This is a genomic window from Nocardia sp. NPDC059177 (assembly GCF_042755165.1).
Taxonomy (GTDB): domain Bacteria; phylum Actinomycetota; class Actinomycetes; order Mycobacteriales; family Mycobacteriaceae; genus Nocardia.
On sequence record NZ_JBHZBX010000026.1, the window covers coordinates 34,533 to 55,303 of the forward strand.

Annotated in this window: 23 protein-coding genes; 7 read left to right on the top strand and 16 right to left on the bottom strand. The window is 68.4% G+C overall.

Translation table 11 applies throughout. The annotated features are described in order from the left end of the window. Positions 1-2: 2 nt before the first annotated feature. From ACFXK0_RS25740 to ACFXK0_RS25750, 3 genes are all read right to left on the bottom strand, one after another. Positions 3-407 (bottom strand): hypothetical protein, encoded by a 405-nt coding sequence (locus ACFXK0_RS25740; protein WP_379413419.1) that lies wholly within the window; start codon positions 405-407, stop codon positions 3-5. Positions 408-508: 101 nt separating this feature from the next. Continuing rightward, on the bottom strand, positions 509-1,327 hold the full coding sequence (locus ACFXK0_RS25745; protein WP_379413420.1) for an RNA polymerase sigma factor SigF: 819 nt from the start codon (positions 1,325-1,327) through the stop codon (positions 509-511). 62 nt (positions 1,328-1,389) lie between these two features. Then, a complete protein-coding gene (locus ACFXK0_RS25750) occupies positions 1,390-1,839 on the bottom strand; it encodes an anti-sigma factor (RefSeq protein ID WP_379413421.1) in 450 nt (149 codons plus the stop codon). 103 nt (positions 1,840-1,942) lie between these two features. Here ACFXK0_RS25750 and ACFXK0_RS25755 point away from each other — a divergent pair, with 103 nt between their 5' ends. Beyond that, the gene (locus ACFXK0_RS25755) at positions 1,943-2,404 is read left to right on the top strand and encodes a VOC family protein (protein WP_379413422.1); all 462 of its coding nucleotides are present in this window, start codon (positions 1,943-1,945) and stop codon (positions 2,402-2,404) included. A gap of 26 nt (positions 2,405-2,430) precedes the next feature. Next, the gene (locus ACFXK0_RS25760; protein WP_379413423.1) at positions 2,431-3,027 is read left to right on the top strand and encodes a DUF4822 domain-containing protein; all 597 of its coding nucleotides are present in this window, start codon (positions 2,431-2,433) and stop codon (positions 3,025-3,027) included. A gap of 84 nt (positions 3,028-3,111) precedes the next feature. On the opposite strand, the gene ACFXK0_RS25765 is transcribed toward ACFXK0_RS25760, so the two are convergent. After that, positions 3,112-4,704, bottom strand: coding sequence for an MDR family MFS transporter (locus tag ACFXK0_RS25765; protein ID WP_379413424.1), 1,593 nt, complete (start codon positions 4,702-4,704; stop codon positions 3,112-3,114). Continuing rightward, complete coding sequence (locus ACFXK0_RS25770; RefSeq protein WP_379413425.1) at positions 4,701-5,342, bottom strand: TetR/AcrR family transcriptional regulator; 642 nt, start codon at positions 5,340-5,342, stop codon at positions 4,701-4,703. Before ACFXK0_RS25770 ends, ACFXK0_RS25765 begins: the two co-directional genes overlap by 4 nt. A gap of 124 nt (positions 5,343-5,466) precedes the next feature. Between ACFXK0_RS25770 and ACFXK0_RS25775 the strand changes: the two genes are divergently transcribed. Beyond that, positions 5,467-7,011, top strand: coding sequence for an FAD-binding oxidoreductase (locus tag ACFXK0_RS25775; protein ID WP_379413426.1), 1,545 nt, complete (start codon positions 5,467-5,469; stop codon positions 7,009-7,011). Here ACFXK0_RS25775 and ACFXK0_RS25780 read toward each other — a convergent pair. Both ACFXK0_RS25780 and ACFXK0_RS25785 read right to left on the bottom strand, forming a co-directional pair. Next, positions 7,004-7,822 (bottom strand): cyclase family protein, encoded by an 819-nt coding sequence (locus tag ACFXK0_RS25780; protein WP_379413427.1) that lies wholly within the window; start codon positions 7,820-7,822, stop codon positions 7,004-7,006. The two genes, ACFXK0_RS25775 and ACFXK0_RS25780, sit on opposite strands and share 8 nt — an antisense overlap. Positions 7,823-7,852: 30 nt before the next feature. Further along, positions 7,853-9,553 (bottom strand): alpha/beta hydrolase, encoded by a 1,701-nt coding sequence (locus ACFXK0_RS25785; RefSeq protein ID WP_379413428.1) that lies wholly within the window; start codon positions 9,551-9,553, stop codon positions 7,853-7,855. Between the two features lie 241 nt (positions 9,554-9,794). Between ACFXK0_RS25785 and ACFXK0_RS25790 the strand changes: the two genes are divergently transcribed. Then, positions 9,795-10,355, top strand: coding sequence for a dihydrofolate reductase family protein (locus ACFXK0_RS25790; RefSeq protein ID WP_379413429.1), 561 nt, complete (start codon positions 9,795-9,797; stop codon positions 10,353-10,355). Positions 10,356-10,642: 287 nt separating this feature from the next. Here ACFXK0_RS25790 and ACFXK0_RS25795 read toward each other — a convergent pair whose 3' ends face one another. After that, complete coding sequence (locus tag ACFXK0_RS25795) at positions 10,643-11,002, bottom strand: Rv2640c family ArsR-like transcriptional regulator (protein WP_379413430.1); 360 nt, start codon at positions 11,000-11,002, stop codon at positions 10,643-10,645. 99 nt (positions 11,003-11,101) lie between these two features. Between ACFXK0_RS25795 and ACFXK0_RS25800 the strand changes: the two genes are divergently transcribed. Beyond that, positions 11,102-11,620 carry an ArsI/CadI family heavy metal resistance metalloenzyme gene (locus tag ACFXK0_RS25800; protein WP_379413431.1) on the top strand — a complete coding sequence of 173 codons (519 nt, stop codon included), beginning with the start codon at positions 11,102-11,104 and terminating at the stop codon, positions 11,618-11,620. Positions 11,621-11,659: 39 nt separating this feature from the next. On the opposite strand, the gene ACFXK0_RS25805 is transcribed toward ACFXK0_RS25800, so the two are convergent. The 4 genes from ACFXK0_RS25805 to ACFXK0_RS25820 form a co-directional block, all read right to left on the bottom strand. Beyond that, positions 11,660-11,938: a hypothetical protein gene (locus ACFXK0_RS25805; protein ID WP_379413432.1), complete on the bottom strand. Its 279-nt coding sequence runs from the start codon at positions 11,936-11,938 to the stop codon at positions 11,660-11,662. A 593-nt stretch (positions 11,939-12,531) separates the two neighbouring features. After that, entirely contained in the window at positions 12,532-13,641 is a 1,110-nt protein-coding gene (locus ACFXK0_RS25810) for a glutamate--cysteine ligase (protein ID WP_379413433.1), read from the bottom strand. A gap of 47 nt (positions 13,642-13,688) precedes the next feature. Next, positions 13,689-14,036, bottom strand: coding sequence for a hypothetical protein (locus tag ACFXK0_RS25815; RefSeq protein WP_379413434.1), 348 nt, complete (start codon positions 14,034-14,036; stop codon positions 13,689-13,691). 66 nt (positions 14,037-14,102) lie between these two features. Further along, positions 14,103-14,276 carry a CsbD family protein gene (locus ACFXK0_RS25820; RefSeq protein WP_379413435.1) on the bottom strand — a complete coding sequence of 58 codons (174 nt, stop codon included), beginning with the start codon at positions 14,274-14,276 and terminating at the stop codon, positions 14,103-14,105. A gap of 145 nt (positions 14,277-14,421) precedes the next feature. On the opposite strand from ACFXK0_RS25820, the gene ACFXK0_RS25825 reads away from it, so the two are divergent. Continuing rightward, entirely contained in the window at positions 14,422-14,769 is a 348-nt protein-coding gene (locus tag ACFXK0_RS25825) for a hypothetical protein (protein ID WP_379413436.1), read from the top strand. 8 nt (positions 14,770-14,777) lie between these two features. On the opposite strand, the gene ACFXK0_RS25830 is transcribed toward ACFXK0_RS25825, so the two are convergent. The 3 genes from ACFXK0_RS25830 to ligA all read right to left on the bottom strand — a co-directional run bounded on the left by ACFXK0_RS25830 (position 14,778) and on the right by ligA (position 18,600). Then, a complete protein-coding gene (locus ACFXK0_RS25830; RefSeq protein WP_379413437.1) occupies positions 14,778-16,043 on the bottom strand; it encodes a PucR family transcriptional regulator in 1,266 nt (421 codons plus the stop codon). Between the two features lie 247 nt (positions 16,044-16,290). Further along, positions 16,291-16,458 carry a hypothetical protein gene (locus tag ACFXK0_RS25835; protein WP_379413438.1) on the bottom strand — a complete coding sequence of 56 codons (168 nt, stop codon included), beginning with the start codon at positions 16,456-16,458 and terminating at the stop codon, positions 16,291-16,293. A 153-nt stretch (positions 16,459-16,611) separates the two neighbouring features. After that, on the bottom strand, positions 16,612-18,600 hold the full coding sequence (gene ligA / locus ACFXK0_RS25840; protein ID WP_379413439.1) for an NAD-dependent DNA ligase LigA: 1,989 nt from the start codon (positions 18,598-18,600) through the stop codon (positions 16,612-16,614). A gap of 158 nt (positions 18,601-18,758) precedes the next feature. On the opposite strand from ligA, the gene ACFXK0_RS25845 reads away from it, so the two are divergent. After that, entirely contained in the window at positions 18,759-19,907 is a 1,149-nt protein-coding gene (locus tag ACFXK0_RS25845) for an AI-2E family transporter (RefSeq protein WP_379413440.1), read from the top strand. 90 nt (positions 19,908-19,997) lie between these two features. Here ACFXK0_RS25845 and ACFXK0_RS25850 read toward each other — a convergent pair whose 3' ends face one another. Beyond that, positions 19,998-20,723 carry a hypothetical protein gene (locus tag ACFXK0_RS25850; RefSeq protein ID WP_379413441.1) on the bottom strand — a complete coding sequence of 242 codons (726 nt, stop codon included), beginning with the start codon at positions 20,721-20,723 and terminating at the stop codon, positions 19,998-20,000. Between the last annotated feature and the right edge of the window lie 48 nt (positions 20,724-20,771).

Here is a 20,771-nt window from a genome sequence, read left to right on the forward strand (position 1 = left end):
GCTCAGAATCCGGCCAGGGCGGAGGCCAGATCGTCGGTGCCGAAGGCGGCGATGGCCTGATCGCGCACATCCGGGCAGTTCTCGGTGGTCACCGTGTCGATGACCTCCCGGTTACGGGTGATCGCCGCGTTGACCGCGCCGTTGCGCAAAGCCCAGTTGTGCACGGTGCCGTTGAAGGACACGCGGGCCACGGTGGTCCCCTGCTGCTGCCAGTTGCCGATCTCGGCCCGCATCATGTCGCAGAGCTGGGTGGCGGCCCCGGCGCTGATCTGCGGTGACTCGGCGGTGCTCGGCAACGTCGGCCCGATCGGGTCGGTGCTGGTACCGCAGGCGATCAGTGTCGCCCCGGCCAGGGTGACCAGCCCGGCCGCGATCGGTGCGCGCGGACCGCGCGCCCGGATGCTCATGTCGGCTCCGTTCGCTGCGCCATGATCGGGCACCTCCTTGGTCTGCCGATGGGGTCCTCTGCCAGTGCGCCTACCCGGTTCCAGTCTCCGGAAACAGCAGGTCAGCGCTCGGCGAGTGCCTGTTCGCGCAGGGAGCGCAGGGTCCGCGACAGGATGCGCGAGACCTGCATCTGCGAGACACCGAGTTCCTCGGCGATCTCGCTCTGGGTCTTGCCCTCGTAGAAGCGCATGATCAGGACCCGCTGCTCGGCGCGCGGTAGCGCCGCGAGCAGCGGACGCACCGTCATCGCGTCCTCGGTCAGCTGATAGCACGGCTCGTCCGCACCGAGGGTGTCGGTGATCGGCTGGGTGGCGTTGTCGCGGCCGTCGTGGGTGATGTCGTCGATGGAGTTGGTCTGGTAGCCGTTGGCGGCGACCAGCGTGCGGGTGACCTCGACCAGGTCGACCGCGAGTTCCTCGGCGAGTTCGCCCGCGGTGGGCACCCGGCCCAACCGCTGCGACAGGTCCTCGGTGGCCGGCCCGATCCGCAATTGCAGTTCCTTGAGCCTGCGCGGGACGCGCACCGCCCAGGTCCGATCACGGAAGTGCCTGCGTACCTCGCCCATGATCGTCGGGATGGCGAAGGACAGGAACGACGAGCCGCGCTGCACGTCGTAGCGGTCCACCGCGAGCACCAGGCCCACCCGGGCGGTCTGTTCCAGATCGTCGAATTGTTCGCCGCGACCGGCGAACTTGCGCGCGATGTGGTCGGCCAGCGGTAGACACCGCCCGATGACCTCGGCACGCAGGTCGTGCTGCGGTACGCCCGGTGGGAGCGAGCGCAGTTTCTCGAACCAGGGTTCGATGTTGTCGTAGCTGTCGCCACGCGAATGCGATCGCCTGGCCTGCGGTGGAGCGACTGTGCTGGTTTCCCCTGTCATCTGCCGGTGCCTCGCTTCCGGACATTGTTCGGATCTTCTTCGAGTACCCGCTCAGGCCGACGCTACGCGTATCGGCCGGAAGCGGCGGGGCCACCGAAGCGCCGGATCCAGCCGAATTCCACCGTCGTCGGGTAGCCCCGGCGGACCGGATCGAAGGCGGCGTAGTCGATGCGCAGCGCGTCGGTCAGGGTCGCGGCCACGTGCCAGCCGAAGGTGTTCTCGTCGATCGAGTGCGGGTGGCGGGCCACGGTCGTGACGCGGGCGCCCAGGGCACCGTCGGCACCGGTGAACGCGCATTCGACGGCCGAATCCGGCACCGCCTCCAGGATCAGCGCGGTGACCAGCTCGTCGAGCGCCAGCAGCAGGTCGGTGGCCTCGTCGAGCGCGAAACCACCCACCAGCAGCACCGCCTCGGCGAGTGCGTGCGCCATGGTGAGCTGGTCGAGTTCGGCGGGCACCCGGAACCCGACATCCCACCGCCGAGGGGCGGTCTCGTGCTGATCCGCTCGCACACCGCCTCCTCATCGTCGGCTCACCGGGCGACTACCCAGCCGTCGCTACTCCCGTGCGCGTACCCCGTGCACCGCCGCCCAATCACGGATTAGGGTGGCGATCATGAGCCGTCAGGTCCAGATCACCTTCGATGCCCACGATCCGAAGGCACTGTCGAGCTTCTGGCGGGAGGCGCTGGGCTATGTGCACCCGGCGCCGCCGGGAGTCGAGGTGCCGGCGGGAACCGATCCGCTCGACGCGTGGGACGAATTCCTCGCGCGGGCCGGGGTGCCGCCGGAATTGCGTAATACGAAATCCGCGATCGAGGATCCCGCCGGTGCTGGGCCGCGAGTGTTCTTTCAGCAGGTGCCGGAGGACAAAGTCGCCAAGAATCGTGTCCATCTCGATATCCGGGCGGCACCGGGGTTACAGGGCAAAGAACGCATGGCCGCGCTCGAAGCCGAATGTGACCGTCTGGTCGCGCTCGGCGCGACACGAGTTCGGCGCTTCGATCCCGAACCGCCACTGAGCCTGGGATTCCTCGTGCTGACCGATCCCGAGGGCAATGAATTCTGCCTGGATTGAACAATGGCGCGGCTAAACTGTCCGCCATGACGGAGCAGCGAAAACTGACAAAGAAGATTGCGCCCGTGATCATCGCCGTTGCCGCCGCCGCGCTCGTCGGCGCGTGCGGTGACGACGACTCCTCCGATTCCGACGCGACGTCAACGACACCCATGACGGCCGCGACCACCACCATGGGTGCCACCACCAGCGGTTCCGCGACGGCCACGACCTCCGCGGGCATGACCTCGGTGGAACCCGGCACACCGGCGGCGACCTTGTCGTCCACCCCGTGGGAGACCACCTCGGCCGAGGACGCGAGCGGCACCGAAGTCGCCCTCGACAACGACAATGTCGAGAATTTTGTCGGCTATGCCTATTTCGAACCCGACGGCACCTTCACCATGTACGACCTCGAGGATTCCCCGAAAATGCAGGGCGAGTGGTCGGTGTCCCCCGACGGGAAAACCCGAACCCTCATCGCGATGAACGACGCGGGCGAAGAACAATACCGCCGCGATGTCGATATCGTCACCCTGACCGACCAGGAATTCACCTACCGCGTCTACCCCGACCCCGCCGACAAAACGGTCTATTACGACATCGTCCACACCCCCACCACCCACCAGAAACCAGCCAACTGATTTCCCCGGATCACCCTGTGCGCCACACAGGGTGATCCGATGATCGGCCACAGAACACCGACCATGGTCCGGGTTGCAGCCGCCTCAGCCCTCCTTGACCAGGTCCGGCTTCTCCTCGGCCATCACCGCTTCACCGCGCGCCACCATGCCCGCCTCGTCCGACAGCGTCAGGTGCGGGATGAACAGCGCGAGACCGAAGGCCAGCACCGCACCGGGGATCAGGTACCAGAACCCGGGCACCAGCGCGTCGACGTAGGCGCCGACGATCGCGTCGTGCAGGGTGTCGGGCAGATTCTTGACCACCGACGGGATGAGCGTGCTCGGATCGAGTTTCGCCGCCACCGCCTCCTGCCAGTTCGCCTGGAACGCGCCGGTCAGGTTCTCGGTCAGCCTGCTGGTGAAGATCGAGCCGAAGATCGCGACACCCAGCGCGCCACCCATCTCGCGGAAGTAGTTGTTGGCGCTGGTCGCCGTGCCGATCTGGTCGGCCGACACCGCGTTCTGCACGACCAGCACCACGATCTGCATGATCAGGCCCATTCCGGCGCCCATCACGAACAGCATGGCCGAGACCACCCACATCGAGGTGTCGGCGGCGAGGGTGGTCAGCCACAGCATGTCCAGCCCGATCAGGGCGGCGCCGATCGGCGGATAGATCCGGTAGCGGCCGGTTTTGGTGATCACCGCCATCGAACTGATCAAGGTCAGCATCATGCCGATCATCATCGGGATCAGCAGCAGACCCGAGACCGAGGCGGAGGTGCCGGTCGCCATCTGCAGGTAGGTCGGGATGAAGCCGATCGCGGCGAACATCACCACACCGAGCACGAAACCGATCAGCGAGGTCAGCACGAAGGTGCGGTTGCGGAACAGCCACAGCGGCAGCATCGGTTCCTCGGCCCGCGACTCGACGAACACGAACGCCGCGACCACCACGACCAGCGCGGCGATCATCGACACCATCACCGTCGATCCCCACTCGTACTGCTTGCCACCCCAGTCGGTGATCAGGATCAGCAGCGTCGTCGCGGTCGACATGAGCACGATGCCCAGGTAGTCGGGCCGGGTCTTGGGCCGGTGGCTGGGGATGCTCAGATAGCGGTAGGCGATGACCAGCGCGGCGATGCCGACCGGCACATTGATCCAGAAGCACCAGCGCCAGTCGAGATGGTCGGCGAACAACCCGCCCAGCAGCGGCCCGGCCACCGAGGTGATGCCGAAGACCGCGCCCATCGGCGCCATGTATTTGCCCCGGTCCTTGGCCGGCACGATATCGGCGATGATGGCCTGGGCCAGGATCATCAGGCCGCCGCCGCCCACGCCCTGCAAGCCGCGGAAGGCGATGAACTCCCAGAATCCGCTCGCGGCCGCGGCACCGACCGAGGCCGCGGTGAACACCGTGATCGCGAACAGGAACAGCCAGCGGCGGCCGAACATGTCGCCGAGCTTGCCGTAGATCGGCATGACGATGGTGGTGGCCAGCAGGTACGAGGTGGCGGTCCAGGCCATGTGCGAGACCCCGCCGAGGTCGCCCACGATCGTCGGCATCGCGGTGCCGACGATCATCTGGTCGAGACTGGCCAGGAACATCCCGGCGATCAGCGCCGAGAAGATCAGCCAGATCCGTTTCTGGGTCAGGACGATCGGGGCCGGCGGGGCGGCATCGGTCGTGGTCATCGGAGCTTCTCCCTTGTGCTGTCGTCCGGCCGGTCGAAGAGCCGGGCGGCCATGGCGCAGTGCTCGTGCAGCGCTGCGGCTAGTGACCCGTCGGGGTCGCCGGCCAGCGACATCGCTGCCCGCGTGGTGATGGTGGTCATGATGCCCGCGGTGATCGAGGCGAATTCGGGTTCGACCGGGCCGCCGAGGCGCGCGGCGAGAAGTTCACCGGTCGCCGCTTCCATGCGCGCACCGGAGGCGACGAACGCGGCCAGTACCCGCGGCTCGGCCATGATGAGCCGGGTGACCAGCGAGATACCTTCGCGCACTTCGTCTTCCGGCTCGAAGCCGGCGGCGTGCAGCCAGACGAGGTCCTCCACGAGGACGCCGGTCGGCCCGCCCGCGACGAATTCGCGCCGGGCGTCCGGGGTCCCGATCTCACCGATCGGCCCGACGATCGCGTCGAGCTTGGTCTCGTAGTAGTTGAAGAACGTGCGCGGGGACACGCCCACCGCGTGGGCGATGTCGTCGACATTGGTCGCGTCGAGCCCGTGCTCCACCGCCAGCCGCCGGGCGGCCAGACACAGGTCCAGCAAGGTGCGCTGTTTCTTCTGCGCACGCAGTCCGATCGAGGCCGCGGCGCCCGGCTCCGGGGTCACACCACGAAATTAGCACAAACTGCAATTTTTCAGAAACTGCAATTCGGTGGGCTCGTCCTTCTCCGGCGACATCCTCGGTGTTCGGCTACTGTCCCGATCAGCTTCAGTTCGTAGAAGGACCCCGATGGCGCTGTCTCGTCGACACTTGTTCACTTTGGCCGGCGGTGCGCTCGCCACGCTCGGCCTGCCCCTCGCGCGCGCCGAGGGGCAGGTACTCGGCGCGACCGATCTCGACTATCTGCCGCTGAGCCTGCGCGGCTACAACCGCCGGTTCCTGGCCCGCCCGGACCGGATCTTCGTGCCGGCGAATGCCGAGGAGGTCCGGGACGCGGTCGCCAGGGCTGTCGCAGAGAACTCCACGCTCGCCGTCCGTTCGGGTGGACACTGCTTCGACGATTTCGTCGACAACGCACGCACCCGATCGCTCATCGACCTGAGCAAGCTGAACGCGGTGCGCTGGGACGAGCAGCACCGCGCCTTCTCGGTCGACGCGGGCGCGGATCTCGGCACGGTCTACCAGGCACTGCACCGCTGGGGCGTCACGGTGCCGGGCGGGATCTGTCTCGGCGTCGGGATGGGCGGGCATGTGACCGGTGGTGGATACGGCCCGTTGTCGCGGCGCTTCGGGCTGGTCGCCGATCATCTGGCCGGGGTGGAGGTCGTCACCGTCGACGCCGACGGCGCCGCGAAGCTGGTGCTCGCCACGAAGGACGGGCCCGAGCACGACCTGTGGTGGGCGCACACCGGCGGCGGTGGCGGCAATTTCGGTGTGGTGACGCGTTTCCTGCTCCGCTCACCGGATTCCGACGGCACCGATCCCGCGCGCGCCCTACCGCGAGCGCCGGGCAGCATGCTCAGCGCGCGACTGATCCTGCCGATCACGACCGAGGATTCGTTCGTCCGGTTCCTGGGCAACTATCTCGGCTTCTTCGACCGGCACCGCGCACCCGGCGACGACTTCGCGGGGCTCTACGCGCCCCTGATGTTCTGCACGACCGGCACCGGCACGGCCGAGCTGCTGATCCTGCTCGACGGTGACACCCCCGGCGCCCGCGCGCGATTCGACGAATTCGTCGCCACGGTGACCGAGGGTGTGCAGCCGGGACCGTTGCTGCTGCCGGTCGATCAGCTGTCCTATCCGGACACGGTGAACCGGGTGTACTACGCGAAGGGCGTGAACACCACGCGGGTGAAGGTGAAGGCCGCCTACCTGCGCCGGGCCTACTCCCCCGACCAGCTCCGCGTCTTCTACCGCTACCTCACCGATCCGGCCTTCCTCGGCGAATCCCAGCTCGAGTTCCTGCCGTTCGGTGGCGCGATCAATGCCGTGACCGCCGACGCGACGGCCATGCCCGCGCGCGATTCGTTCATGAAGATGCTGATCCACGCCGCCTGGCGACTGCCCGGCGACGACGACCGCTACCTGCGGTGGGCGCGCGAGATATATCGCGACGTCCATGCCGGCACCGGCGGCGTGCCCGTGCCGAACGAGAACTACGGCGGCAGTTACATCAACTACCCGGACCCCGATCTCGCCGACCCCGCCTGGAACACCTCGGGTCTGCCGTGGCACGCCTTCTACTACGGCGAGAACTATCCGCGACTCCAACGCGTCAAGGCGACATGGGATCCGGGAAACGTCTTCGCGCACCAGCTCTCGATCAGGTGAGGGCGAGTACCCGGCAGGGTCCGCCGGTCCCGCCCGCGTGCGTGGGCGCGCCGACGACCACTGTCGCACCGGCCGGCGGCACCGCCGCGAGGTTGGCCAGCATCTCCACGCCGTAGCGGCCCGCGCCGAGCAGGGTGGTGTGCGCGCCGTAGTCGGGGTCGGCGCCGCAGTCCAGGCTCAATGTGTCGACACCCGCGCCGACGATGCCGCACTGTGCCACCAGGTATTCGGTGGCCTCTCCCGAGAATCCCGGTGCGTGCGGGCGTCCCTGCGCATCCAGATTCAGGAACGCCGACGGCTCCGCGAGGTGGCGCTCCCAGCCCGAATGCAGGGCGACGAAGGCACGTTCGGGGATCTCGCCGTGCTGTGCGCGCCAGTTGTCGATGTCGGCGACGGTCACCACCGCGTCGGCGTCGACGGCGGCCTTGGCGCTGATGTCGAGGACGACCAGCGGCGCGACCAGATCCGCGACAGCCAGCGTCTCGGTCGTGGCGGCACCCTCGATGCGATGCGCGGGCGCGTCGAGGTGCGTGCCGGTGTGTTCCCAGTAGCCGAGGGCCAGCTGACCGAAACCACCGGCGGCGTGCCAGGCGACCGGCACCGTGGCGATCGGCGGATTACCCGGCCAGACCGGCAATTGCGGGGTCAGTGTGTGGGTGAGGTCCACGACGCCACCCGCGCGGGGCGTGGCCACCGCGGGCGCGGGCACCACCGCGGCGGCCGCGGCCAGCCCCGCGAGCCCGAACAGGGCCCGGCGGCTCGGCCGCGGCGCGCTGTCGCGGACGTGTCGAACGATCTCCGGCGCGCACATCGGCTCAAGATAGCCGCTCGCGGCGGGTGATCAGTCCTCGTTCTGCAAGACGGCGCGCAGCCGCGCGGTGTCGGCCTCGGTCCAGCCCTCGGGTGACAGGATCGCCGACCAGGCGTTGGCGATGTCGGCGTGGAAGGTGTGACCGTGGCCGTCGGGGACGTCGGTGGACACGGCCATGTCGGCCGAGACCTGCAGGAATGTCACCACGGGGATCCAGCGGGTACTGGGCAGCACATCGGGTCCGCGTGGTTCGCTGAGCCAGTCGGGTTTCTGGAACAGCAGTTGCGGCGTCCACCAGGTGATCGGGTCGGAGGCGTGCTGGAGATACACCACCCGGGGCGGCGGCCACGGCGCGTCGGGGCGGGCGAGATCGCGGGCGTCGGCGACGAATCGGGCGGTGTGCCCGTCGCGGTAGATCGGCAGCCACTGCGGTGAGCCGGGGTCGCGGCGCGCGGTGGCGTCACGCCAGACCGGATTGGTGGCGGTGGGGCCGACGAACAACACGCCGTCGGTGCGGGCCGCCATGTCCTGGACGCTGGAGAACGCGGCCTCGCCACCGAAGGAGCCGAGGCTTTCGCCGAAGACCACCAGTTTCGGCCGCTGGTCCGCGGGCAGGGTGTCCCACACCGCGTGCACGGCCTCGAACAGTGCCTGCCCGGCCTGGCGGGCGCGTTCCTGGTCGACGAGGAACGACAACCAGCTCGGCAGATAGGAGTACTGCATGCTCACCAGCGCGCTGTCGCCGTTGGCCAGGTACTCCACCGCCGAGGCGGTCGACTCGTTGATCCAGCCGGTGCCGGTCGTGGTCGCCACCCCGAGCACCGCGCGCTCGAAGCCGCCGGCCCGCCGCAGTTCGGCGACCGCGAGATCGGCTTCGGCCCGGACGTTCTCGGCGGAGTCGAGGCCGGTGTAGGCGCGAATCGGGGTCATGGCCTGCCTGCCGCTGAACGCGGTCAGTTCCTCGGCGGTCGGCCCGTTCGCGACGAAGATCCGGCCCTGCCTGCCGAGCGACTCCCAGCTCACCAGCGATCCGGGACCACCGGAGCGCTCGGGTATCCCGGGTTCCGGTGTGTCGTCGGAGATCTCCTGGTTGACGGCTTTGAACGTGCCGTTGAGCACCGTCATGGCCGCCTCGGCGACCACACCGTTGAGTGCGGCGATCGCGACCGCGGCCACCACGATCCCGGCCAGCAGGGCGGCCACCCGTGGTGGCAGGATCCGCCCGAACAGCCTGCCGACCCCGCGCGTCGCCGCACGGCACCCGCGCGCCACCACGAGCAGCACCAGGAAGACGATCGCGGCGATCAGCACCAGGATCGGGTAGGCATGCCAGGCGAGATCCGGCACACCCATCAGCCCGCGCAACTCGTTCTGCCAGTCCGCGTACCAGAACAGCACCCCGACGGTGCCGAGGCAGCCGATGACGCCGACCGCCCAGCGCAGTATCCGCGGGGGCGAGCCGGCCGGTCGCTGCAGCAGCCACCCGATCAGCGCGGTGACGGCGACGCCGAGCCCGTAGCCGACCGCCGCCGCCGCACCGGAGACCAGGCCTTGGAACAGGGGCCCGCGCGGCAGCAGTGACGGGGTGAGCGACAACCACATCAGCACGACCGCGCCGATCGCCGCGCCGAAGCCGAAGCCGCCGCGCCGGGCGGCCGCGGATCGTTCGGCGCGCCGTTGCGTGGCACGTTCGGATTCGGTCTCGGCGGCGGGTGCGTCCGGGGAAGTCATGAGCCACAGCCGATGTCGCGGGAATTCCGTCCGGCATCGGAAATTGTCGATTCTGTTGCGGCGCTGCGCATTTTTGCACTATACGGCGCCGATCCACCGGAAAACCGGTTTCCCGGTGGTCGACACTCGGACGGCACCGCGATATCGCCGATAATCGCGGCTCGGTCTTGTTGTGGCACATCGGGTTCTTCGATACCGTCGACCTGCCGCAACGTACTGCTCCGTCGCCGAGGAGGATCCGATGTTGCCCGTGATCTATTCGATGAGCGTGTCGCTGGACGGATTCATCACCGGACCGGACGACGACATCAGCTGGGGAACGCCCGACTCGACGATAAAGCGCGTCCACAACGCACAGACCCGCGAGGTCGCCGTGCATCTGTGTGGGCGCAAACTGTACGAGATCATGCTCGTGTGGGAGACCGCCGAACCGGGCGAGTTCGACGAGGACGACATGGAATTCGCCCGGATCTGGCGGCCGATTCCCAAGGTGGTCTTCTCCAGCACTCTCACCGCGGTCGAGGGCGCCGCCCGGCTGGCCACCGACGACATCGCCACCGAGATCGCCCGTCTGCGCACCGGTCCCGGCGAGGGTGCGATCGCACTCGGCGGAGCCACCCTGGCCGCCGCCGCCATCGCCGAAGACCTCGTCGACGAGTACCGCCAGTTCGTCTACCCGGTGGTCCTCGGCGCGGGCACCCCGTACTTCCCGCCACTGCCCCGGGGACTCGAGCTGGAACTCGTCGAATCCCGCATTCTCAGCAATCGCGTCGTCTACCTGCGTCACCAGCGCATCCGCTGACGCGAACCCGCCCCTTGACACCACTCCGTTCGTAGTACTATGTTTGTAATCACTACATACGGAGTACTACACACTAGGCGGTCAACATGCGAAAGCAGCACAGCACCTTCCCGACCCGGACCCAGCGCGTCATCGCCCGCCCGACCCCTCCTCGCTCGATCACCCCCAGGGGCGGATGGTCGCCGCGCAGCAGGCACGGCGCGCGGTAGACGCGCGATGACGACCCGGACGGACGAGAGCCCCGCCGTATCGATCAGCGATACCGGCGGGGCTCTGGCATTGCCGGATCAGCTGCAGCAGTTCGGGTCCAGCACCACACACAACGCCGAGAGCGCGTCACGACGGGCGCGGTGAAAGGTGTTCATCCCGCGCCGTTCCGATGCCACCAGACCGGCTTTGCGCAGCTGACCGAGGTGATGCGACACGGTGGACTCGCTCAAGCCGACCGCGGCGGCGAGATCACCGCCGTTCTGCTCACCGAGCGGATCGGTCAGCAGCAGCGACAACAGCTTCACCCGGACCGGGTCGGCGATCGCCTTGAGCCGCAGCGCCACCTCCAGCGCGGCGGCGTCGTCGACCGGGCCTGCGGCGACCGGAGCGCAGCAGACCGGAGCGGACATATCGATCACAGGAAGCGCCTTGGGCATGACATCGACTCTACGCGCGGTATTGACATATGTCGAAAAGGTGAGCACACTCGACCACAGCAGTTCTTCGATATATGTCTCACAAATGGAGGTTCGATCATGTCCCGCATCCAGCTGGCCCTCAATGTCGACGACCTGGACAAGGCCGTGCAGTTCTACTCGACCCTGTTCGCCACCGAACCCGCCAAACGCAAGCCCGGCTACGCCAATTTCGCCATCACCGAGCCGCCGCTGAAGCTCGTGCTGCTGGAGAACCCCGGCCAGGGCGGCAGTGTCAACCACCTCGGCGTCGAGGTCGACTCCTCCGAGCACGTCCACGGCGAGATCGCCCGGCTCTCCGCGGCCGGCCTGTTCACCGAGGAGCAGATCGCGACCACCTGTTGCTTCGCCACCCAGGACAAGGTGTGGGTGACCGCACCCGACGCCGAGCGCTGGGAGGTCTACACGGTGCTGGCCGACAGCGAAACCTTCGGCACCGCACCCGAACCCGGGCTCACCGACGCCGCGGCGACCAGCGCGTGCTGCGGCACCGCCGAGGAAGCCGCCGCCGAGGGCGCGTGCTGCGGCACCGAGGCCAAGCAGAAGGCGGTCGCCTCGGGGGCGAGCTGCTGCGGCTGACTCCCCCACCTCGCCGGTGACGCCCTCCGAGGGCCACCGTTATCGCACGCGCCCGGATTCGGCCGAGCGGCGGCGCGCGTCCGCACGGAGCCGGTCCGAGCGCGCGCGGCGGGCGGCGTCGGCGAGGTCGGCGATGTCATAGGCCATCGAGCAGCCCTCCCACACCAGGTCACGGGCCGCCGTCGCCGCGGCAGCGCGCCACATCTGGCGCTGGTGAACGAGCACCGCGGCCTGGACCTCGCGGGCCAGCTCACCGACCGCCTGCCAGTCGTCCACGGCCATGTCGACCCACGCGCCCACCGATGTCTGCAACCTCATCGTCGCCACCCCGCCACCATATTGAGTGAACATTTGTACACTGACTGGTTCGAGGGTATCCCGCGCGGTCGGCCCCGGCAACCCTGTGCGCCACCCGAACCGTGTCGGTCAGGCCGCGTCCGCCGCGAGGCGCGATCGCTGATCGTTGGCGACGATCTCCCTCGAACCCGGTGCCGTCCGCGTCATGTCGGGGCGTTCGCGGTCCGAGGGCTGGGACCGTTCACGTCGACGCCATGGGATCGGGGAGCAGCGGCGGAGGCGTCGGCGGCTCCGGCCCGGGATCGCCCGGCCGGGGCGGCGGTGGCGCAGGACCTGGTGGCGGTGGCACCGGATCACCGGGCCGGGGCACCGGGCCGGGTGGCACCGGATCACCCGGCCGCGGCTCGGGCGGGGTCGGTACCGGATCGCCGGGGTCGGGTGGCCGAGGATCGGGTGCGGGGCCGGGCGGGGCGGGTTCGGGCACCGGGGGCGGTTGGGTGAGTTCGAGGGGACGGACCCTCGTGTCGGCGCTGGATCGGATCGGCTGCATCGCGACACTCCTTTCGCGGGCGGACCCCCACTGCTGTCGAGATGCCCCGAATCGGCCGGATCAATCAGCCGCATCCTTCGAGTGTCGCCCCGGCCAGTTCCGCGACCACGTCGCCGATGTCGCCGCGAGCGCGCAGCGCGGCAACCTGTCTGCGCGCACCGTTGCCGCGCCCGCTCAGCGCGGCGACCGCCCGGGTGACGAACTCGAGGTCCTCGGACTCGGCCAGCGCCGGCTCGACGGACCGGATCAGCTGGGTCAGCAGGTCGTGATGCGGCACCACGCGACAGGCCACCAGATCGAGCCCGTTCCCGTCGAGCCCGAAACGCGCGGCATTCCAGTACGCGGCGCGCAACATCTCGCCCGACACCATCGCCGGCGGCTCGCCCGCAGCGATCGAGCGCAGTCCCATGGTGACGATTCCCCTGATCAGCGCCGCCAGCAACGCCGATTCCTCGGCCGTGGCCGGAACGTCGCTGACGCGGACCTCGACCGTCGGAAACGACTCCGACGGGCGGATGTCCCAATAGACCATCTTGTTGTCCAGGATCGCGCCGCTGGCCCGCATCATCGCCACGATCGCCTCGTAGTCGGCCAGTGCGGGAAGATACGGCGGTGGTCCCGCGCTGGGCCAGCGCCGCCACAGGATGCTGCGCCAGCTCGCGTAGCCGGTCTCGCTGCCGCGGTAGATCGCCGAGTTCGCCGTCGTGGCCAGCAACACCGGCAACCAGGGCCGGACGTAGTTCCCGACGAGTACCGCGGTTTCGCGGTCGGGCACGCCGACATGCACGTGACAGCCGCACAGGCCCTGCTCGTGGGCGATCATCCCGAAGGTGTGCGCGATCCGCTGGTACCGCGGGGTCTCGGTGACCGGAAATTGCTCGGGCACCGTCGGCGGGACAGCCACCGCCAGCAGCCCGGCATCGTGGCCGGCCGCGCAGTCCGCCACCCGGCGCCGTGTCGTGCGCAGTTCGTCGAGCAGCTCACCGATGACGGAGTGCACACGGCTGCTGGTCTCGACCTGACATCGGGTCAGCTCCAGCTGCAGATCGATCCCGGCCCGTTTCGCACTCGCGGCGACCTCGGCGTTCTTCGGCGCCGGTGCCCCCGTTACAGGGTCGGTCAGCAGGAATTCCTCCTCGACGCCGACCGTCAGACAGTGCTGTTTCCCGCCCACCCGCTGCCTCCTCTGCGCGGTGTCCCGGACCTGCTCACAACAGCATCTCACCCGGCCGTCATCGTGGCACCGATGCCGAGATAGACAGTCATGAAAACGAACAGGAACCAGCCGGCGCCCTGCCAGATCACCCAGGCACCACCGCGCCGCCACACCCGATAGGTCTGCACGAAGGCAACGAGGCCGCCGAGCAGCAGAATCGCGCCGGGGACGGCGAGCACCGCGGTCTTGGCCGGGGTGTCGCAGAAGCGGCTCTGCGCGGCCGCGCACACGTCGCGCTGGGCGGCCCACACCGTGGCGAGCGCGCAGGCGAGTGCCGCCAGCGCGATGATCGTCGCCGCGTAACGCATCGCCCGGCGTCCGGTTCGTCCGTCGTTGCCCAGGCTGTCGCTCACGGCATCACCCCGATCGGCTGTCGTGCCGTGGGGCATCGGTGGATGCCCCACGGCACGGGTGCGCGGTCAGTCGCGGAATGCGTCCTTGACCTTCTCGCCGGCGTCCTTCAAGTTCGACTTCGCCTGCTCGCCGCGGCCTTCGTTCTCGAGATCGCGGTCGTCGGTGGCCTTGCCGGCGGCTTCCTTCGCCTTGCCGGCCAGCTCGTCGGCCTTGTTCCTCGCCTTGTCTGCGATTCCCATGGTGTTCCTTCCAGACGTATCGCTCGGTCGAGTCCCGACCGTGGGCCGTCCTGGGGACCCATTCACCGCCTACCCGGGCGCCGGGAACGCAAACAGCCGCCGCCGAAGCTGTGTCCGCATACATTTACCGGGTAATTGCCAGGACATGGCACACATCCGTCGCTGGGGAGCTGTCTATCTGTTGATGCTGCTGTTCCTGGGCTCATGGGCAGCGCAGTTCGTCACCCAGCTCATCGAGTACAGGAACACACAGCAACAGCTGGGCCAACCATTTCACTGGTCGGGGTACTGGCCCGAATTCCTCGCGAGCACCTTCGAGAACTGGCAGAGCGAGTGGTTCCAGCTCGTCTTCCAAGCGGTTCTGCTCCTGGGTGCGAAACACTGGATCTTCCGTGTCGACGCCGAAAACAGCGAGCGCATCGAAGCCAAGGTCGACGATCTGCGCGCCTACCTGGTCCCGCCCGCTCACCGGACGGAGCCGCCCGGCGCCTGAACCCTGGATCAGCCTGCGCGAGAACGTGTCTCGCGATCGGAGCGGAGGTTCTCGCCTTTGCCGAGGCCGCGATGCGCGCGGATCAGCAGCGCCGCGCGCAGATAACACAATCCGGTGACGTCGTTGAGATCGAATCCGGTCAGCTGGCCGATGCGTTTGAGCCGGTAGTCGACCGTATTCGTATGGACGAACAATTCGCGCGCGGTCTGGGTACGCCGCAGATTGGAGGCGATGTACACCTCGAGTGTGTGCAGCAGTTCCGGATGCGCTTCCAGGGAATCGACGACCGAACTCAGGTAGTCGCGGGCCGGTCCCTGCCGGGTCAACTGGTACTCGAAGGCCAATTCGTGCGGGCGATAGACCTTGCTCTCGCCTCCCAGCCGATGCACGATCTCGACCAGTTCGTGGACCTGTTCGGCGGCGCGCGGGATATCGGTGGGCACCGCCGACATCGTCACCGCGCGCACCGGAACCTGTGCCGCCCTGGACAATCCGACGATCAGGTCGTCGAGGTCGCGCTCCCCGAACTCCGCGGTGGGCAGCAGCAAGGTGCCGCCGTCGACACTGAGCAGCGAGAGCACTTTGCCCACGCACCGATTCGCCAGTTCGGCCTGCACGCGCCGCAGTTTGCGCCGGGCGACCACGTTCGCGTCGAGCGACGGATCCAGTTCCTCGGGATGCGGCGGCAGCGCGAGGGCGATGACGTGATAGCGATCGGCGACCTCGATGCCGCATTCCCTGGCCATGGTCGAGGTGCTCTGACCACCGAGCAGCGCCGAGGTCAGGGTGTGTACGGCGGTGTGATGCTCGCTGACGACCGAGCGCAGCTCTCGCACGTAGGCGACGGACACGGCCGAGGTGATCGTGTTCAGCACCTCGGTCAGCCGTCGAGCCACGCCAACGGCGGTGTCCTGGCTGTTCAGATTCGCGGTGACCAGGTCGAAACTGAGCTTGAAGCCCTCGTACAGGGCATTGTGGATGGTATCGATCGGGATACCCTCGCGGGCCCAGCCCGCGGCAGCCGCCTGGATACGCTCGAGCCGCCCTGGCAGGTCGCGGCCGTCGAGGACACCCATGGTCAACTCCAGGCACATGCGAGTGACCATGGTGACATCCCCGTCGAGAACCTCGCCGGGCAGCGTGGCACACGGTGCGACATTCGCGATGAAATGCCCCACCATCTGGCGGGAGATCGTCCGTACATCCTTCAACGGCGTGGATACCGGACGGCCTGTCGCGGTCAAGAACGGAGCGATGGATCGTGTGCCGGCCATGGTGAATCCTTCCCACCCAGTTCAGCTGGGCAAGCCTCCAAAATACCCCCGTCACGACGCCTTCAGTTGTGATCGGCCGCAACGGAATACCGAACCGACTCGAGATTCTCCGAGGCGATCGATCGACCGTCGCAGCCGCTTCGGCGCCACGGCTCAGACCGTTCGGTGGAGGCGAATCCGGGGCAGAACCGCGCAATCCTGCTCATGAGGCCGGTTCCGCCACCACCGACGGACAGCGTTTAGCCGACTACAGGCACAGGCTCAGCTCGAGCGGGCCGAGCGGCACGGGCAGGCACACTTCCACCGAGCCCGACACGGGCGCGGGGGCGGCAGCGGATGCCGTTCCGGCACTCAGCGCGCCGGCGGTCAGCACCAGCGCCGCGATGGCGATCGGACGGGCAGTTCTGGATTTCATACAGTCAACCTCGATTGCATTTCTGTGACACATCCCCATCTCGGGGACATCTCGATCAGATCACAAACGACTCCGGAGCACGTCCGGTCCTGAGCAGTTTCAGAGTATCTCCGCATTATCCAAGAAATCGTCGGAGATACCTACAATCAGCGATCAGACGACACCGGCGGTGATCAGCAGAGTCCAGATCTCGCCCTGGTCGACGACCTCGACGCCGAGCTTGCCTGCCTTGGCCAGTTTGCTGTCGCCGACGCCCGCGCCGGTGACGAGCAGATCGGTATTGGCCGAGACCGAGGTTGCCGTGGTGGCACCCGCCTTCTCGCACAGCCGCTGGAAGGTCGGGCGGGCGACCTTCTCCCCGGAACGCGGGTCACTGATCGCACCGGTGATCACCACGGTCTTGCCGGCCAGGGGCGCGCCCGCGGCGACGACCGGCGGCAGGTCTTCCTCGCGCACGTCCAGCGAGACTCCTGCCGCGCGAAGCCGTTCCAGTTCCGGGCGGAGCCGGTGCAGGTGCGCGACCAGGGAGGCGGCGACCTTCGGGCCGATGTCCTCCACGGCGACGAGCCGTTCCTCGCCGGCGTCGGCGACCTCTTCCAGCGAACCGAATCCGGCCCTGGCCAGGCGGGCGGCGGTGCCGTCGGAGGCCATCGGGATCGCCAGGCCGATCAGCGCGCGGCGCAGCCCGACCTGGCGGCTGGCGTCGATCGAGTCGATCATGCGCGCGGCGGAGACCTCACCGATCCGGTCGAAGTCCAGCAGGCGTTCCTTCGTCAGCGTGTAGAAGTCCGACGGGTTCTCCAGAATGCCCGCCTCGGCCAGACGTTCGATCCAGACGCCGCCGATGGCGTCGATGTCGGCGGCGGCGCGGGAGGCCCAGTGGATGAGCCTGCGCACCGCCTGCGCGGGGCAGGCGACATTGGTACAGAACAACTCCCGGCTGTTGCCCTGCTCGGTCACCGGCTGGGCGCACGACGGGCAGGCGGTGGGCGGCACTATCTCCCGCTCGGCCCCGGTGCGCCGGGAGGCATCGAGAACACCGGCCACGAAGGGGATCACGTCACCGGCACGGCGCACCAGCACCGTGTCACCGATCTTGATGTCGCGGGCCCGGATCACCTCCTGGTTGGCCAGGGTCGCCTTGGTGACCGTGGTGCCGCCGACGAACACCGGCTCCAGCCAGGCGACGGGCACGATCTTGCCGGTCTTACCGACATCCCAGACCACGTCGGCCAGCAGGGTGGTCTTCTCCTCGGCGGCGAACTTGTACGCCAGCGCGCCCCGTGGGGAGTTCGACCGGATCCCGGCCGCCGCGTACGCGGCACGGTCGGCCAGGCGCAGGACGGCGCCGTCGATGTCGTAGTCCAGGTCGTTGCGGCCCTGCTCGATCGCGCCGATCGCGGCCTGCGCCTGGGCGGCGTCGGCGCACAGCCGCATCCGCGCTCCGTCCACACCGAGTGCCTCGAGCCCCTCCCCCAGATCCACGGCCACGCCGTCTGGCATGTCCAGGTCGAAGCCGAAGAACTGCAGCCGGCGCTGCGCGACGGTGGCCGGATCTTTCGCCCGCAACGTGCCCGCCGCGGCATTGCGGGGGTTGATCAGGGGCTTGTCCGGATGTGCGGTGTTGTAGGCGGTGAAGGTCGAGCGCAGCATGACCGCTTCACCGCGCACCTCCACCCGCCCCGTGACCTCGATGCGCTCGGGCACGCCGTCGACCAGCGCGCGGACCAGCAGGGTGACGTCGTCGCCGGTGGTGCCGTCGCCCCGGGTGACCGCCCGCAGCAGGCGCCCGTCCTCGAAGACCAGCGACAGCGACAAGCCGTCCAGCTTCGGCATCACCACCACCGGCTGTCCGGGGAACCGGTCGAAGAACGCCGCGACCTGCTCGGGCTTGGTCGCCTTCTCCAGCGACAGCATCGGCCGCGCGTGCCGGATCGGGGCGTGCAACACCGCGGGCGCCCCGACCTGCTCGAGCGGATTCGGGTCGGGGGTGAGCTCGGGATGCGCGTCGATCAGTTCGCGCAGTTCGTCTTCGATCGCGTCGAACTCGGCGTCGGCGACCAGCGGCGCCCCCTGGTAGTAGGCGTCACGCAACGCCACGACGCGGTCTGCGAGTTCTTGGATGCGTTCCCCTTTTTCCACGTCCCAGACGCTACCGATCCCCACCGACAGGAACGGCCGGGACCCGCCCACCCGCCGGGTCGATGCGGATCCTGAGGCAGCCGCGAGCGCACAAGCGGCGCCCGGACCCCGGCACGTGCCAGACTGACGGCGTGAGCGGGCAGGTGAAAGAACCCAGTGTGACGCAACCGAACAGCGAGCCGCGAGGTGATCGTGGCGCGGTCATCGGCGCCGGGCTGCTGTGGCTGGCCAAGTGGTCACTGTGCATCGTGGCGATCGCGGCCGGTGCGTGGGTGCTCGGCTGGGTCGCCGCCAAGCTGTGGGTGGTGCTCCTGCCGGTCGCGCTGGCCGTGGTGGTCGCCACCATCCTGTGGCCTCCGACCCGCTGGCTGACCAGGCACAAGGTGCGGCCCGCGCTGGCGGCCTCGATCACCCTGCTCGGGTTCCTCGCACTGGTCGCCGGGGTCGTCGCCTCGATCGTGCCCTCGGTGGCCGATCAGGCACCCGAACTGGCCGACAAGGCGACCGCCGGGGTCAACAAGGTCCGTGACTGGATCAAGGGTCCGCCGTTGCGGATACGTGACGAGCAACTCGATTCCGCGGTCGACGCGATCGTCGACCGATTGCAGTCCAGCGGCGCGCAGATCGCCAACGGCGTGTTCTCCGGGGTGAGTACCGCGACCTCGGTGCTCATCACCCTGTTTCTGGTCCTGGTACTGGTGTTCTTCTTCCTCAAGGACGGACCCCGGCTGCTGCCCTGGCTGCACCGGATGTTCGGCAACCGCAGTGGCCGCCATGTCGAAGCCGTCCTGGAGCGGGTCTGGGCGACGCTGGGCGGATTCATCCGCACCCAGGCGATCGTCAGCCTGGTCGACTCGGTGTGCATCGGCGCCGCCCTGTTCATCCTCGACGTGCCGCTGGCGCTGGTGCTGTCGGTGATCACCTTCATCGGTGGCTTCGTACCGATGGTCGGCGCGTTCGTCGCCGGCGCGCTGGCCGTGCTCGTCGCCCTGGTCGGCAACGGATTCACCACGGCATTGATCGTGCTCGGCGTCGTGATCGCGGTGCAGCAGCTGGAAGGCAATGTGCTGCAACCGGTCCTGCAGAGCCGCAGCATGGAACTGCACGCGGTGATCGTGCTGCTCGCGGTCACCGCGGGCGGCTCCCTCTACGGCATCACCGGCGCGTTCCTCGCGGTGCCGGTCGTCGCGATGGTCGCGGTGATCATCCGCTACATCGGCGAGCAGATCGACGCGGCCACCGCGCCCCCTCCCGCGACCGACGAACTCCAACCAGAACCCGCCACGGCGCCCGAGCCCAGCGCCTGACCGACCACGCCAGAACCCCTGGCGCACTCGACTTCTGGAGGACGAATAGCCCGGTTACCGAGGCCGCGCCGCGAATGGAGCAGACGGGACTCAGTCGCGCAGCGCGGCCAGGGTGGACTCGGCGGACAGAGTCAGCTTATCGACGATGTCCGATTCCGACAGCACCTGCGCCGAACTCTTCGACGAGGATGATCTGGAAACGTACTGCGACCAGGTGAAGCTGGCGACGACCCACCCATCGCGGGCGAGGATCGTGACCGCCGGGGACGGGTCGTCCGGTCCGCTGCGCTCGATGGTCATGTACGCCTCATCGCCGAGCCCGGAAATCTCCTCGATCCGACCGTACGTACCGGTCCAGGTATCGAATCCTGCGGTGAACTCCGGGCCGGGGTCGGTCTTCTTGTGAATGGTGACGCTGCTGTGCAGGTGCGCGTCCCGGTGGTCGTCCTCGGCCGCGCCGGACGGGAGGAACCGCTGAAGGCAGAACATCGAGTCGACCGCGGCGTGCTCGGTGCCCTGGAAATCCGGGTATTCGCCGTGGCCCGACGCGTTGGTCCGCGAGATCCTGTAGCCGGACTCGGTGAACGGCGCCGTGTCGACGACCTCGCAGTAGTCGCCGGAGTAGGTGTAACCGCGCAGGTCCGGCTCGCCCGGTGCGACACCGCCCGTGCCACCGAACGCGAGGACAGCGCCGCCCCACACCACCGAGGCGACGACGATGCCACCGAGGCCCCACAGCCAGCCCTTGCCGCCCGCCCAAATCGGCAGATCGCCTTGTGCGCCCGACTGATTCGATGAGTCCCCCGATGTCGTCATGGCGGGGAACATATCATCAGCACCCCTGACAACCCGTCACGAACTATC